Genomic DNA, 15,931 nt, shown 5'->3' with positions numbered 1-15,931 from the left:
ACAAATTATTTTTCACGTTATTATATAGGGAACTCCCTATTTTTCTTCTTTTTGAGAAAAAATTCACAAACTTTCGTTATATTGTTTTAGAATAAAGATGTAGGAGGGATTGTCATGCGAAAGACGATTTTAGTTGTTCATGGTATGAGAAAGGGAAAGTTAAATGAAACGTTATTAAATTTTATTCATCAAACTTTTAATAGTGATGAGATTGATTATGAGGTGGCCTTTTTAGAAAGTGAAGAGATCTTATTAGATGAAGTGATTCAACAAACGGTTGATGCTGGATATTCACGTATTCATCTTGTGCCGTTATTATTGTTTACCGCTTCTCATTATTACGAAGATATCGAAGCTTTATATGAAACATTTCAAGAAAATAATCCGAACGTGCAGTTTATATTAAGTAAACCTTTAGGCACACACCCGATTATGACAAACTGGGTTGCTTCTCAACTTGAAGCTTACAAAGACGACATTGATGATGAAACTGGCATTGTCGTACTTGCTCACGGTAATGCACGCTTTGATGAACCGGATGTTGCACTTAGACGAATTTGTCGCGAACTATCAACAGATCAAAACCCATGTTATCCAAGTATGGTCTATGGTGAACTTCGCTTTAAAGAAACATTACCGAAAATCGCTAAGAAGCATCGTAAATTATTAATTATTCCATTTTTCTTCTATGATGGTTTCCTTGTAAACAAGTCGAAACGTCAAATAGAATCACTCGGTTTACCGAACCCTATCACATATACGACTGCCATTAATTTTCATCCGTTATTAAAAGACATTGTACATTTTAGAATTGCTGAGTGTGAGGCGATACCGGATGTATCCAATTCAACTGAACCTTAAAGGTAAACATGTCGTCATTATTGCTGGCGGCAAAATTGCATGGAGAAAGTTCTCTAAATTGAAATCAGAGCCTTGCTCAATTGATGTTATCGCACGTGAATTTCATGAGCACTTTGATACGATTCAACTAACGAAACATATTTGCCTTATACAAGTGGACTATCAACGAGAACATATTGCCCATGCAGACTTAATTATTATCGCAACGAACCAGCCCGAAAAGTGAATACATCGACAAAAAAGACATGAAAGGCAATATTATTGAGAAGAAGCATATAGAGAATAGATATCAATAGACGGTAGAAATTTTTAAAACAACAGGTATAAGTAAAAATAAGGAGGAACGATTATGAAAAAAAAGAACAGTTCAAATAATGATTTTACTATGGCAACGGTTTTAAATGTTATTCTTCTATTCGCAATAATTTTTACAATGCCAATAGAGAGTTTAACTTTGTCTATCGTATTCGCTATATTAGCAGGAGTGAATGCGGTATATTTAATGATATTTAACCCTTTACTATCTTGATAATTATCAACTTTAAATCCTATTCCATCATCAACAAAAGACACTTGATTTTGGTTTATCGTAACTTTAATATTTTTGGCATTGGAATGTTCATATATATTAGAAATAATATTCTCAAATAATCTCTCAAACCACAATTCTTCTCCTGACCAAATTAATTGGTTCTGAACACCTTCTAATTTTATGTTCATATTTTGCCTCTGGATAAGGTATTGCCATTTATCTATTATTTTCTTACTAATGCTTACAACATCTACTTCACGATTAAATGTATAAAAATATTGAATATTCTCTTTCTGATCTATTGAAATATTTTTAATCAGTTTTGAAATATAGTCTATTCTTTCATAAGACACTTCAATATTTTCATCCTCTATTCCATATTGCTGAGAAAGATGGAATAGTTCTAACCTTAATGCAGTTAATGGTGTGTTGATATCATGAGATATTTGATCTATATGATTTTGCTCTACCTTAGTTCTTTCCAATAATTCTATTTCTTTATAACTGAGTCTATCTATTAGCAAATTAATAGATAGACCTAATTCATCAATCTCATCTCTACTTCTTTACGTTTCAACTCAATTTTAAGTGTTTCAACAGTACTTAACTCTTCGATACCTTTTCCGTAGGAATATTGTTTTCCTACTTGTTGATTGAATCTATGTGTTTCACCATTTCTATAAGATCTTTCTTTTTGAATCACTTTACCTTCATCATCTTTTTCTTCATTACCTGATTATTTTCTCCGAAAATTATTAACTTACCATTTTCATATGAAATATCTATTGGTCTTTTGAAAAGCCTAGAGCTCTGCTTTTAATTCATATCTATCATCTTTTTCACTAATATCAGTTTTTATACCTTGTTCATCAAGAAAATTACTAAAAAATTGTCTTCTAAACGGTTTTAAATCATAAGCCATAACAATCACTCCTTATAATATTTAACCTAATTTTTCATTAATACTTTTGACATACTACAAATAATTTAAATATTCTTCCCAATTACTGTTAAATTTGAATTCAACAAAAGGGTTAAATTCAAATACACCATCAAATTTAAACCAAAGAGTGTTGAACCCAAAAAGGTCCAATACTCTTTATAATTATTTATTACCAAAAACAAGCGTTTTTCTAAAAAATCCAAAAATAACAACACAAACTTATGAACCTTTTTAGGTTCAATCATCCAAAATATTTATTTTTTTCTCCAAAAAGATGTATTTCCTTTTTAAAACTTATAAATATCTTTAAAAAATTATCAAAAAGATGTATTTCTTTTTTAAAACTTATAAATATCTTTAAAAAATTATCAAAAAGATGTATTTCCTTTTTAAAACTTATAAATATCTTTAAAAAATTATCAAAAAGATGTATTTCCTTTTTAAGAGAGTATTTTGAACAAACTCTAATTTTATATACTTTTCTAAATGTATAATCACGTTTATTTCTTAAAACGCAAATACACTCCAAGTAAAAGTAAGTTATAACTATACATATTTGTTACCAAAAAATATACACCTTAACTACATTTAAACCATAAATTACTTGCAACCTTTGTTCTTCTATAAGAAGGTGTTTGGTTATGTGATAACCACATCATTATTCGATAAATACGCGACAAGTGAAACAAGACAATTCAAAAGCTTACGTAGATTCTTCAAAATTTACGTCCGCAGCATGAGAGGCGCTAGCGAATTAAGACATCAATTAATGAGTACAGAAACAACAGATGAAGTACGCGCATTACTAGATGAATTCGAAGCCCAAGATGTTATGATAGATAATTTGCATTAAAATGAGTAAATATCCTTTTGTATAAGTTGCACTTTTATGGTAATATCATCATGGATAAATATTTAATAAATTAATAAATAAGAAGGTTAAAATATATTATGAAAGAAAATTTTTGGAGTGAATTGCCACGTCCATTTTTTATTTTGGCACCTATGGAAGATGTTACGGATATCGTCTTTCGTCACGTAGTCAGTGAAGCGGCTAGACCAGATGTCTTTTTCACTGAGTTTACAAATACGGAAAGTTTTTGTCACCCTGAAGGTATACACAGTGTTCGCGGACGCTTAACATTCAGTGAAGATGAACAACCTATCGTCGCACATATATGGGGCGACAAGCCAGATCATTTCCGAGAAATGAGTATCGGAATGGCAGAAATGGGCTTTAAAGGTATTGATTTGAATATGGGATGTCCCGTAGCAAACGTTGCAGGCAAAGGTAAAGGTTCCGGCTTAATACTAAGACCTGAACGTGCCGCTGAAATTATTCAAGCAGCTAAAGCTGGTGGTCTACCGGTAAGTGTTAAGACACGCCTCGGTTATTATGATATAGAAGAATGGAGAGATTGGTTAAAGCACGTCTTCGAACAAGATATCGCAAACTTATCAATTCATCTTCGTACGCGTAAAGAAATGAGTAAAGTAGATGCACACTGGGAATTAATCGAAGCTATCAAGAATTTGCGTGACGAAATCGCACCTAATACATTGTTAACGATAAACGGTGATATTCCTGATAGACAGACAGGTCTTGAACTTGCTGAAAAATACGGCATCGATGGTGTTATGATTGGTAGAGGTATCTTCAATAATCCATTTGCATTTGAGAAAGAGCCTCGTGACCATACAAGTAAAGAACTATTAGACCTACTCAGATTACATCTCACATTATTCGACAAATACGCAACTAGTGAAACAAGACAATTCAAAAGCTTACGTAGATTCTTCAAAATTTACGTCCGCAGCATGAGAGGCGCTAGCGAATTAAGACATCAATTAATGAGTACAGAAACAACAGACGAAGTACGCGCATTACTAGATGAATTCGAAGCCCAAACGGAAGACGTCGTAGAATCTTAAAGTGAATCAATAAATCATCCCCTGTTAACGTTATCGTTAGCAGGGGATTTTTTGTTAGATAAAACAAAAAAGTGCCCATCATATGGACACTTTTTTCGTTATTACATTGTGCTTGTATCTATTACGAAACGATATTTAACGTCTGATGATAAGACTCTTTCATATGCTTCGTCTATTTGATCTGCTGAAATTAGTTCGATTTGTGGTCTAATGTTATGTTCTGAACAGAAGTCTAACATTTCTTGTGTTTCTCTTATACCACCAATTGCTGAACCTGCAAATGATCTACGGTGACCGATTAAGTTTGCTACGCGTAATGATACGGGTTCTGCTGGTGCTCCTACGTTTACAAGTGTACCGTCTAATCTTAATAATTGAAGATAATCATCTATTGGTAAATTAGCACTTACGGTATTAATGATTAAATCAAATGAGTTAGCAAGTTCTTCAAATGTTGACTCATCACTTGTTGCATAATAATGAGAAGCGCCTAATTTTAAGCCGTCTTCTTTTTTATTTAATGTACGTGATAATACTGTTACATCAGCGCCCATTGCATGTGCAATTTGAACGGCCATATGACCAAGTCCACCCATACCGATAACAGCTACATTTTTACCTTCGTATGCTTTCCAGTGATTTAAAGGTGAATAAGTCGTAATACCTGCACAAAGTAAAGGTGCCGCTTCATCTAAAGGAATATTATCTGGAATACGTAGTACGAAATCTTCATGTACGACGATATGTGTTGAATAACCACCTTGAGTTGGCTCACCATATCTGTCAGTACCTGCATATGTACCAACCATTCCTTTTACGCAGTATTGTTCTTCGCCATTTTGACAATGTTCACATTCACCGCATGAATCAACCATACAACCAACACCAACACGGTCATCTACTTGATATTTACTCACATCAGAACCAACTTCTTTAACAATACCCGCAATCTCATGACCCGGTACTAAAGGATAGTTCACTGGTCCCCATTCTCCATGTGCAGTGTGAATATCCGAATGACATATCCCTGCATATTTAATTTCTATCAAAATATCATGTTTATCTAAATCTCTTCTCGTAATTTCTGTCGCAAAAAAATTAGAATCCGGACTACTTACTGCTCTCGCTTTAGCATTTAGCATCATAAATTCCTCCGTTACTTACTGGATAGAATACAGTCATTCGTATTCTTCTTTGATAATATTAGACTCGTGTGTAATCATCGTCAATTTATATGACTTGCTTTTAAGCACCACAACATTCACTCCACCCTCTTTCAATGTAGACATGACATCTGCAGTCATTGAAAGAGGGCTTTTTTTATCGATATCCAAAAATAGAAATATTTTCTATTTTAATATACTGATATAGCTATAACATGCTATTTTAGTCGTATATTAGTCTTTATAAATATACTTATATAACAAATTGGGATTGAATTGATTTTGAACATAGGGTATGATAGCGGTATTGATATTTATAGTACATGTCATGTACTAATGGATAAGGAGTTATGATTTTGAAGAAACCATTTGAAATTTTTATTGAAGATATTAAAAATATCAGACGTGTGCCGTTTGTGATTATATTATTATTAGGTCTTTCTATTTTGCCATCATTCTATGCGTGGTTTAATTTAAGTTCTACGTGGGATCCTTACAACAATACGCAAGGTATTAAAATTGCGGTTGTGAATGAAGATAAGGGTGCTAAGGTTGAAGGTAAACATATTAATGTTGGTGACCAATTAGTTGAACAGTTGAAGAAGAACGATAAGTTTGGATGGGAATTTGTAAATCGTAAGAAGGCTGACGATGGTGTTGAAAAAGGTGATTATTATGCCTCTATATATTTACATAAGACTTTTTCTGATGAAGTCACGAGTATCTATCATAAGAAACCAAAGAAAGCCGTCATTGATTACAAAGTAAACGAGAAATTAAATGCGATTGCACCTAAAATGACAAACGCTGGTGCATCATCCATTGTAGATTCTTTAAATAAAGAGTTTGGCGAGAATGCAACGCAAGCATTATTAAAAGAAGCAAATCAAGTCGGTTTAGACCTTGAAAATGAATTACCTACTTTAAGCAAAATTAAAAATGCTGTATATACTGCTGAAGATAATCTTCCTAAAATAGAAGAATTCAAAGAGAAAGTGATAGAAATTGATGAACATCAAGATGACATTACGAAGTATAAAGATGAATTCGAAGCGCTAGGAAATTACAAAGGCGACATTAATGAAGGCGTTAAGAAAATAAATGAAGTCAACAGTAAAATGGGTGACATTAATCAAGCAGCTCAATTAATTACGAAACTAAATGCTAAAATGCCTGAAATCGAAAGTGCATTAGCAAAAGCTAATAAAGTACAACAACAATTTCCTAAAATCAATAAAGGCGTACCTCAAGGTATTGAAGCAACTGAAAAAGCATTAGCAGCTATCAATAAAGCAGAACAATATTTACCTGAATTAAATCGTAAATTAGATCGGTATGAAGCAGATGCTAAAAAAGCTCAGGAAAAAACTGAAAAAGCGAACGAAAAATTGAAATCAGAAGCTGAGAAAGACAAGAAAGATACTAAAGATAACGAAGCGAAACCTGAACAAAGTACAGAAGAACCTCAACAGTCGTCAGAAGAAAACAATGAAGACAATAATACTGACCAAAATGCTGAAGAACAAGAAAGTGATAAAGAACAATCAGACGACACTTCTAAAGAAGAAACTGAAGAAAAACCATCAACTGAAGAACAAGAGAAAGATAATAATATCGTAACAACGCAACAAGCTTATGAAGAAGAAAATGATAATAACGAAAATAATGACCAAGCTTCTAAAAACGTATTAACTGATCAAGAATTAAATGAAATGAAATCTGCACTGAGCGAATCTTTAACAGCACTCGCAGACTATAGTAACGAACAAGCAACTATGAACAAAAAAGATTTAGAAAGCATGCAAGCCATTAATCAAAGTATCTTAATGAGTCAAGACAGTAAACAACTTACAGACACTGTGAAAAACAATCAATCACGCTTACAACAAGGTGTCGCTTTTAATGATTCTATGATTGATATTTTAAAGGAACTTCAGAAATCTGAAGGTATTGATACTTCATCAGCCATTTCACAATTTGAATCAGCTAACAAAGATTTGCAAAGTGTTATAAATGGCCAAAGCAATCTGATTAATGCTTTAAATAACGGTAAATCTGGGAAAGAAGAAGTCTTAACATTAGATAAATTAATAGATTCTAATCTTGTATCTTTAGACAATTTATTGAAGTATACGAGCAGTGATTTTAAGACGACTTTAATGGAAGGCGTTAACCAAATCGATCAAGCGTTAACTAAAGGAATCGATGATATCTCGAAGATTAGAAGTTCTATGAACATGATAGATAATGTAATTCAAACTGGGAAAAGTTCCTTACAAAATGGTCATGATTTATTAGTCAGCATCAACAATGAATTACCTGAACTTGAAAGAAAGTTTAATAACATTAATGAAGTAGCTCAAACAAACTTCCCTAAATTTAAAGAGCAAGTTGGTAAAGGTGCTTATTACGTTGAAAATGAACTACCAAATGTTCAATCAGAAGTTAAAAAGCTCGCACAGTTCTCAAATAATGATTTACCGACAATGATTGATAAATACGATCGCGCTGTTCAATTAATAGACGAAAACTTACCAGAAGCTCAAAAAGAAATTCATGACTTAGCAGAATTTGCGCGAAATGATTTACCAGGTATTGAAGAAGATATTAAGAAAGCAGCGAAGAAAGTTAGAGAAATAGATAAAGATGATACAGTTCACGAGCTGATTAAATTATTGAAAAATGATTTAAAGAAACAAGCAGATATTATCGCACACCCAATAGAATTAAAAGAAGAATCACTATTTAGTGTGCCAAACTATGGGACAGCAAGTACACCATTCTATACATCTTTAGCAATTTGGGTAGGTGCTTTACTATTATCTAACTTATTAACAACAGATATTAAAAATCCAGAAATTAAGCAGAAATATTCATTGAGAGAAACATTCGTTGGAAAGAGCTTTATATTTATTATTATAGGTGTCATACAGTCCATTATCGTGTCACTAGGAGATATGTTTATTTTAGGCGCAGCAATTGATAATAGATTATTATTTATACTATTATCCGTACTCGTTTCAATCGTATTTATAAGCATCGTCTATACATTAGTGTCCCTATTCGGTAACGTAGGTAAAGCATTAGCAATTGTCATTATGGTACTACAAATAGCAGGCGGTGGCGGAACATTCCCAATACAAGTCACACCAAAATTCTTCCAAGCCATACATCCGTACCTGCCGTTTACTTATGCTGTAGATGCTTTAAGAGAAGCGGTTGGAGGCGTCGTACCAGAAATACTCATATACAATCTCATATGTCTCGTATTATTTGGTGTCGTCATATTCACAATAGGATTTATCGTTAAACCAATACTTGACCCATGGAAAAAGAAAACAATCAAACGCGCCGAAGACAGTTACTTAATGGAATAATTAAAATTACCCCTACAATTTACAACATCAGTAAATTGTAGGGGTATTAATTATTTATTATATAATATTACTAATTTTCATTATGATTCTTTTTTCTATTTCTAAGGTTTAAAACAGCTACTATATCTTTTAAATAATCTCCTTTTAGATTATAGCTAAATCTATAGATAATATAGCTTATAATAACACTGATTATAGGTAGTACAATCATGAGAAAGCGCAAACCATTCTTTGTATAATCACTCTGTATTTGACCAGGTTGATAACCGAAAATATCTAAACTCCAACCTGTTAATAATGCTGCTACTGCCATAGCTAATTTCATTAAAAATGTTTGTGTGGAAGTAATAACACTTTCATTTCGTTGACCAAATTTCATTTCACTATAATCTATAACATCAGCAATAGAAACAGTTATTATACCCATAATTAGTCCAGTTCCTATTTTGATCAATGCAGTTCCAAGAATTACAGGAATCATAACAGTTGGGAATAAAAAGCTAGCAATTAAAAGAATAATCAATCCTAGTGATAATGATGTTGCTGCTATTGGAAAGACATGTTCACGAGATAACCATTTTGATACTTTAGGGAACATGAGTAATGCAATAATCTCCATAAAGCCCATGCCATTATATAAAGCAAACAGGAACTTAGATTCTGCAACGTAACTAAAGTAGTATATAGCCACATTTCCTAAAATTTGAATACTCAAGAAAAACGTCATGAGTATACCAATATATGCAAGTAACTCTTTATTTGTGAATAAAATTCTCCATATATCTTTAAAACGCAACGTAATACCTGTATCAATATTAGTTGGTGCTTCATATACATTTCTTACAGTAATCATTATTGCAACGACAAATGTAACTGCAATAATGAGCGTAAGTATAAAGAATCCAGTAGATTGATTACCATTTCCAAATGTATCAGCAAAATATAACACAGCAGTTAATCCGATAGTACCAACCAGTAAATTGGCAAAACTAGCAAAAACACGTGGGATAATAGAAACTTCTTCCCTTTCAATTGGATTATTAGTTAAATTTGGTAACCATGACCAGTAAGGAACATCCATCATTGTATATGTCATTCCCCATAAAATATATAATATAGAAACAAATACATATAAACTTGTACCAGTTAAACCGAAATTTGTAAAAAGAACAACTGTCACAACAGCGTTTATTAATGTTCCTATAACTAACCATGGTCTAAATTTTCCCCATTTAGTTTTTGTTTTATCTACAATCATACCCATAACGGGATCATTAATAGCATCCCATATGCGTGCTGCAAAAAATAAAGTTCCGACAAAACTTGCTGCAATCCCCAAAATATCTGTGAAATAAAACATTAAAAATGTACCAGTAAGACCTACAACTAAATCCTTACCAAAAGCTCCGATACCAAAAGAATATTTTGCTTTACGGGTTACCTGTCTTTTCAAATAAAATCACCCCTAATACTCACGCTATATAAACCGCTTACAAAATAGTGTGAGAAATTTTTGTTTGAACTATGTTGCTTGCTTTTAGCTATAAGTAGGTAACCAATCACCATGTGCTTCAATTAAATCATCGCAAAGCGAAATAATATCAGAGATAGATAATTCAGCCGAAGTATGTGGATCTAACATAGCGGCTTGATAAATTTTTTCTTTTTGTTGAGTTAGTGCAGCCTCTATCGTTAATAATTGCGTATTAATATTTGTACGATTAAGTGCAGCCAGTTGTTCTGGTAAATCTCCAATATAAGTAGGATTAATACCACTTGCATCTACCAAGCAAGGAACTTCCACGACTGCATTTTTAGGTAAATTACTGATTAAACCACCAGTATTTAACACATTTCCTCCAATTTTATATGGCTTATTTGTTTCCATAGCTTCAATAATATATGACCCATATTCATGTGTACGTTCATGAGTAAGATTTTGGTCGTTTACAATATCATCACGCATATGTTCCCATTCTTCAATTTGATTTACACAGCGTCTCGGATATTCATCTAAAGGAATATTATATTGTTCAATTAACTCTGGATACTGACTTTTGATGAAATAAGGATGATATTCAGCATTATGTTCAGATGATTCTGTGACATAATATCCGAATTTATCCATCAACTCAAAACGTACCATATCATCATGTGTAGATTGTTGTTTTTCTTTTGCACGTTTTTTAATTTCAGGATATAAATCTTTGCCATCACGCGTAATTTCAAGTAACCATGCCATATGATTAATACCAGCTATTTTTGACTGTATATGATCAGTAGGTAGTTCTAATGATTCTAATAATTCACTAGCACAAACTTGAACACTATGACATAAACCAACTGTTTTTATGCCTTCTTTTAACATAATATTCGTTAATACGGCCATAGGGTTTGTATAATTTAAAAACCACGCATCTGGGCAAACCTCTTTAATATCTTTTGCAAACTCTTGCAATACTGGAATTGTTCTTAAATTACGAAAGATACCTCCAATACCTAATGTGTCAGCAATTGTTTGTCTAAGTCCATATTTTTTAGGAACCTCGAAATCAGTAATCGTCGCTGGATCATACCCACCAACTTGAATGGCATTTATGATATATTTTGCTCCTCTTAATGCTTCTTTTCGATTTTTATATGAACGTATCGTTACAGTGGAATTCATACCTTCTTTAAGATTGTTTAACATCATTTCAGAATCATTTAAACGCTCTTCATTTATATCAAACAATGCAAATTCAAAATCTTGTAAAGCTTCTACTGTCATACAATCACCTAAAACATTTTTAGCAAAAACCGTACTACCTGCGCCTAGAAATGTAATTTTTTTCATATTATTTACCCCTTTTAGTAATTTAGTGATAGATTCGAATCTCTAAAATATTAAGTTTATTCATATGAAAAAATTGAATAATTAAGTACTTAATATTAACTATAGCTTATCTATAGGTTAGAGATTATTTAAATACTATTCAACTGTAAATTTTTTCGAAAAGGGTAAAATATTGCTGTTTTTAATCAGTAAATATTTTATTTACTGACATCATAATCGTATCTTTTCTATATTGACTCGGGGAGATACCTATTTTCTTTTTAAACACTTTACTAAAGTAATTAGTTGAACGGAAACCAACTTCTTGCGCAATCCAATCTATACTGACGTTATTTTGTGATAGATAAGGCAATGCGTTATTGATACGTATATTTGTTAAATAATTAATAGGCGTTTCGTTAACATATTTTTTAAATTGTCGTGTGAAATGATATTTGGATAGATTAGAAATCTCAACAATATCTTCTAAAGTAATGTCTTGTTTGAAGTTTTTTTCAATATATTGTGTAGCTTTAGCTATAGAAATAGGATAATCGTTAGGTCGCTTTATACCATATTCAAAATACTCTATGCATTTCATAATAAATGTATAAGCAGCAGTAGAACCGATATAACTATTAGTTATACCTGTCGTTTCAATGGTTTCTAAAGTTTTATATATATGTTTAATTGGTTCTGAATGAAGTGGCAATTTAAAAGTATGCCCGTGATTTGTAGTGATATTATGGAATAGTCTACTAGCTTCATCTCCAAATACTGTAAAATATATGAACTCCCATTCATTCGAACCTTGTGGTAAATAATACTTATGATCACTCGGAACTTGTACAAAAAAAGCATCTCCTGCATTTAAAGTGAATATTCTATCCTTAATACGAATAGCACCTTGACCTTTCAAGGTATATTGGAATATAAATATATTATTTTCATTTCGCTTTAGCCCATTCCATTGATAACTATGTTCTTGCTGTAGTTCATATCCAATTGAATATAAACCAGCTACCTTATTTTGATGTTCACCAGCAAATTTAAAACCATAGGCATTATGAGAAAAAAATTCATCCATTGTCTAACCTCCCCAGAATAATGTTTTTTTAATTCAAATTAATCTATATAAATAATTTTAATATACATCACTTCATATTTATATTTTGAACATCTTAATTTGAGCTTTATTTAATAAAATAATCGCCCGATTCGTAGCAGTGAGCTACAGGATCGGGCGTTTTTTTGTTGTATTAAATTGTTATTTGAATTCATAACCGTATGCTCTATTCTCATAATAAGACCCCCTACCTTCTTAATTTCAACAAAACTTCTATTCATAGAAGATGTTCAATTAAGCGTAGAGGGTCTAAACTTATACTGAAAATTACTGAGTACTAAAATGGGATTAATCCCAATAAACCTCACTCAAGTTTACCCAAAACCACAGAATTCTAAAACTGTCAAAAGCCAAAAAAATATGGTATGTCAACAGTAAACTGGACAATTTTTATCTGGTACGTTCCTTTCCGCTTCCTTTTTACATTAAAATATCCCGAACACGTCTCAACATGTTCAGGATTTGGGGGTCGTTTTGGGTTAATTATATTTGCGCTGCTTTTCTTATCTTTGTATTACTTTTAATAGATTAGACAATAAATTAATAATAATGAATATATATAATATGCCAACTAATGGTGCATAAAATGTCCACCAGTTTGTTGTTAGCTCGTTTGAGTGAAAGCCTAATAAACTGCTTAAGTCATTGATACTTGGTCGCTCTATAATTTCGCATGCAGGGCCATAGCAAACTTTTGTGCCTCCGAAGAATATTTTGAAGAAGGCTAGGTGTGTCATAACTAGCAAGGTTTGAAAGCATATTCTCAAAAATATGATCAAATATTGAGTTTGTATGTTAGGTAATACATGTTTGATAAAAATATGTTTATGATTAGGACTAATGGTATATGCAGCTTCGATATAGTCTTGATTTAATAAGTGTTGGGTTGATTCTTTTATCAGCATAGTTGTCGTTGGTGTCATTAAGATTGTCAGAATGATGATATTGTAAATTATTCTAAATTGCGTATTGGTCGTAAAGCCGTCTATTGTTTCATATAGTAAAGGGTGTAATAAGATATATGCCAATATAGATTGAGGAATATAAAATAAAGCATTAGAAAAGATACTGTAAATACTTGTTGTCTTACGATTAAATGCTAAATAAGTTCCAATTACTACTGAACAAAGAATAGATAAACTTGATATAACCATGATAATCAGTAAAGTGATACGATATCCAGACAACACTTCAAATAACATGTTTTTAGAAGCAGCATCTACTCCAAACAAAGCTTTAAAGCTAGGTGCAAATGGCGAACTCTTGATAATATCCCCATTAGAATTGTATAGAAAGTTCATAGGTTTAGGCGTGATGTTTAGTAAATCAAAATAAACGACACCCACTAGGGCAGGTAAGATAAGTAACGTTAATAGTATATAAAATTTCTTCATGATAACCCTCCCTGTACGCCAGTGATGGTAAACAATACTTTATGACTCATAAATATGGCGATAGATACAGGTATATAAATCAATATAAATGTGACAAATAATACTTCTGGGGATCCGTAATCAAATATAAATGATGACAAACCGTGCATGTTAAAGATTCTCTCCAGTAGTAATAAACTTGAAAGCGTGATCCAGATAATATGTTTAAAATTGATTAAGTAGGATGCAAACAAATTCCTTAATATATGATTAAAATATAACTCTACATTTGATAACCCCTTAGCTTTAGAAAATTCAATATAATCGGTATGAGATACATCATCTAGAATACTACTTAAAAATGTCACACTACTCACTAAAGGGATAATGGATAGTACTAAAACAGGAAATAACAAAGCTTTGTTCTCAAAACTATCTGCTACATTAAACAATAGAATATCTGTATATCTATAAAATAATATCACCAACGAAATTGAAAAAGGTATATAAAAAATATCCGGAATAATAGATAGGACCGTATTAATTTTTAAATACCATTTTTTAATATGTTCATTAACATATAGAAGGTAAGTAAATAATAAAGATACGATAAAAGCTAACAATAACGCAGCAAATAAAATAAAGATAGTATTCAACCATGGTTCAATAAAGAACGGAAATAAACTGCGTTCAACATGTGATATTTTATTTGTAAATATAATATCTTGTGGATGAAATATGTATAAAAACGTCGACTTCAACGCATTAAGATAGTTCATAAAACTAAAATGTTGATCATCAAATAAAGCAGGCAAACACGCTAATAATAAGAACACAATAATTGTCATCATGTAATTGAACAATTTTCTCATAAGATATTTACCTACTTTCTAAATAAATTAACAGGAGGCATTCAAAGTAATCTTAAAAGCTGTACTTAAAATTCTTTATTATCCTTTATAAAAAGAAATACCTACTGCATTTTCAGGAATTCTACTTGAATGACTACCTTTAATTAGGTTCTGTTGCAAAGTAAAAAAATATAGCTAACCACTAATTTATCATGTCAGTGTTCGCTTAACTTGCTAGCATGATGCTAATTTCGTGGCATGGCGAAAATCCGTAGATCTGAAGAGACCTGCGGTTCTTTTTATATAGAGCGTAAATACATTCAATACCTTTTAAAGTATTCTTTGCTGTATTGATACTTTGATACCTTGTCTTTCTTACTTTAATATGACGGTGATCTTGCTCAATGAGGTTATTCAGATATTTCGATGTACAATGACAGTCAGGTTTAAGTTTAAAAGCTTTAATTACTTTAGCCATTGCTACCTTCGTTGAAGGTGCCTGATCTGTAATTACCTTTTGAGGTTTACCAAATTGTTTAATGAGACGTTTGATAAACGCATATGCTGAATGATTATCTCGTTGCTTACGCAACCAAATATCTAATGTATGTCCCTCTGCATCAATGGCACGATATAAATAACTCCATTTTCCTTTTATTTTGATGTACGTCTCATCAATACGCCATTTGTAATAAGCTTTTTTATGCTTTTTCTTCCAAATTTGATATAAAATTGGGGCATATTCTTGAACCCAACGGTAGACCGTTGAATGATGAACGTTTACACCACGTTCCCTTAATATTTCAGATATATCACGATAACTCAATGCATATCTTAGATAGTAGCCAACGGCTACAGTGATAACATCCTTGTTAAATTGTTTATATCTGAAATAGTTCATACAGAAGACTCCTTTTTGTTAAAATTATACTATAAATTCAACTTTGCAACAGAACCT

At 31.8% G+C, this 15,931-nt stretch carries 14 protein-coding genes and 1 pseudogene; 5 read left to right on the top strand and 10 right to left on the bottom strand.

Annotation, left to right across the window (positions count from 1 at the left end):
* Positions 1–114 precede the first annotated feature (114 nt).
* Together LQ598_RS11435 and LQ598_RS11430 are read left to right on the top strand one after the other, a co-directional pair.
* On the top strand, positions 115–861 hold the full coding sequence (locus LQ598_RS11435; protein ID WP_107509824.1) for a sirohydrochlorin chelatase: 747 nt from the start codon (positions 115–117) through the stop codon (positions 859–861).
* Positions 836–1,087, top strand: coding sequence for a precorrin-2 dehydrogenase/sirohydrochlorin ferrochelatase family protein (locus LQ598_RS11430; RefSeq protein WP_025907174.1), 252 nt, complete (start codon positions 836–838; stop codon positions 1,085–1,087). Before LQ598_RS11435 ends, LQ598_RS11430 begins: the two co-directional genes overlap by 26 nt.
* Positions 1,088–1,170: 83 nt before the next feature.
* Here LQ598_RS11430 and LQ598_RS11425 read toward each other — a convergent pair whose 3' ends face one another.
* Entirely contained in the window at positions 1,171–1,878 is a 708-nt protein-coding gene (locus tag LQ598_RS11425; RefSeq protein ID WP_133165630.1) for a histidine kinase, read from the bottom strand.
* 59 nt (positions 1,879–1,937) lie between these two features.
* Positions 1,938–2,081: pseudogene (locus tag LQ598_RS11420) on the bottom strand (IS3 family transposase); the annotation flags it as partial.
* Between the two features lie 898 nt (positions 2,082–2,979).
* Here LQ598_RS11420 and LQ598_RS11415 point away from each other — a divergent pair.
* Together LQ598_RS11415 and LQ598_RS11410 are read left to right on the top strand one after the other, a co-directional pair.
* On the top strand, positions 2,980–3,189 hold the full coding sequence (locus LQ598_RS11415; protein WP_411818328.1) for a hypothetical protein: 210 nt from the start codon (positions 2,980–2,982) through the stop codon (positions 3,187–3,189).
* Between the two features lie 98 nt (positions 3,190–3,287).
* Positions 3,288–4,268, top strand: a complete 981-nt coding sequence (locus tag LQ598_RS11410) for a tRNA dihydrouridine synthase (protein ID WP_107509822.1) — start codon at positions 3,288–3,290, stop codon at positions 4,266–4,268.
* Positions 4,269–4,369: 101 nt separating this feature from the next.
* Here LQ598_RS11410 and LQ598_RS11405 read toward each other — a convergent pair whose 3' ends face one another.
* A complete protein-coding gene (locus tag LQ598_RS11405; protein WP_107509833.1) occupies positions 4,370–5,410 on the bottom strand; it encodes an NAD(P)-dependent alcohol dehydrogenase in 1,041 nt (346 codons plus the stop codon).
* Between the two features lie 36 nt (positions 5,411–5,446).
* Entirely contained in the window at positions 5,447–5,602 is a 156-nt protein-coding gene (locus LQ598_RS11400; protein ID WP_158011159.1) for a hypothetical protein, read from the bottom strand.
* Between the two features lie 185 nt (positions 5,603–5,787).
* On the opposite strand from LQ598_RS11400, the gene LQ598_RS11395 reads away from it, so the two are divergent.
* Complete coding sequence (locus LQ598_RS11395; RefSeq protein WP_218703019.1) at positions 5,788–8,808, top strand: YhgE/Pip domain-containing protein; 3,021 nt, start codon at positions 5,788–5,790, stop codon at positions 8,806–8,808.
* A 70-nt stretch (positions 8,809–8,878) separates the two neighbouring features.
* On the opposite strand, the gene melB is transcribed toward LQ598_RS11395, so the two are convergent.
* The 6 genes from melB to LQ598_RS11365 all read right to left on the bottom strand — a co-directional run bounded on the left by melB (position 8,879) and on the right by LQ598_RS11365 (position 15,874).
* Complete coding sequence (gene melB / locus LQ598_RS11390) at positions 8,879–10,261, bottom strand: melibiose:sodium transporter MelB (RefSeq protein ID WP_210142050.1); 1,383 nt, start codon at positions 10,259–10,261, stop codon at positions 8,879–8,881.
* A gap of 84 nt (positions 10,262–10,345) precedes the next feature.
* A complete protein-coding gene (gene melA, locus LQ598_RS11385) occupies positions 10,346–11,644 on the bottom strand; it encodes an alpha-glucosidase/alpha-galactosidase (protein WP_107573076.1) in 1,299 nt (432 codons plus the stop codon).
* Between the two features lie 181 nt (positions 11,645–11,825).
* On the bottom strand, positions 11,826–12,710 hold the full coding sequence (locus LQ598_RS11380; RefSeq protein ID WP_025904679.1) for an AraC family transcriptional regulator: 885 nt from the start codon (positions 12,708–12,710) through the stop codon (positions 11,826–11,828).
* A 542-nt stretch (positions 12,711–13,252) separates the two neighbouring features.
* On the bottom strand, positions 13,253–14,143 hold the full coding sequence (locus tag LQ598_RS11375; protein ID WP_107510188.1) for an ABC transporter permease subunit: 891 nt from the start codon (positions 14,141–14,143) through the stop codon (positions 13,253–13,255).
* Entirely contained in the window at positions 14,140–14,994 is an 855-nt protein-coding gene (locus LQ598_RS11370) for an ABC transporter permease family protein (protein WP_107510189.1), read from the bottom strand. The genes LQ598_RS11375 and LQ598_RS11370 overlap by 4 nt, the downstream gene beginning before the upstream one ends.
* A 205-nt stretch (positions 14,995–15,199) precedes the next feature.
* Positions 15,200–15,874, bottom strand: coding sequence for an IS6-like element IS257 family transposase (locus LQ598_RS11365; RefSeq protein ID WP_001105987.1), 675 nt, complete (start codon positions 15,872–15,874; stop codon positions 15,200–15,202).
* Between the last annotated feature and the right edge of the window lie 57 nt (positions 15,875–15,931).

Source organism: Mammaliicoccus sp. F-M27 (assembly GCF_022387115.1).
Lineage (GTDB): Bacteria > Bacillota > Bacilli > Staphylococcales > Staphylococcaceae > Mammaliicoccus > Mammaliicoccus vitulinus.
This window is presented reverse-complemented; position numbering and strand designations above follow the sequence as displayed.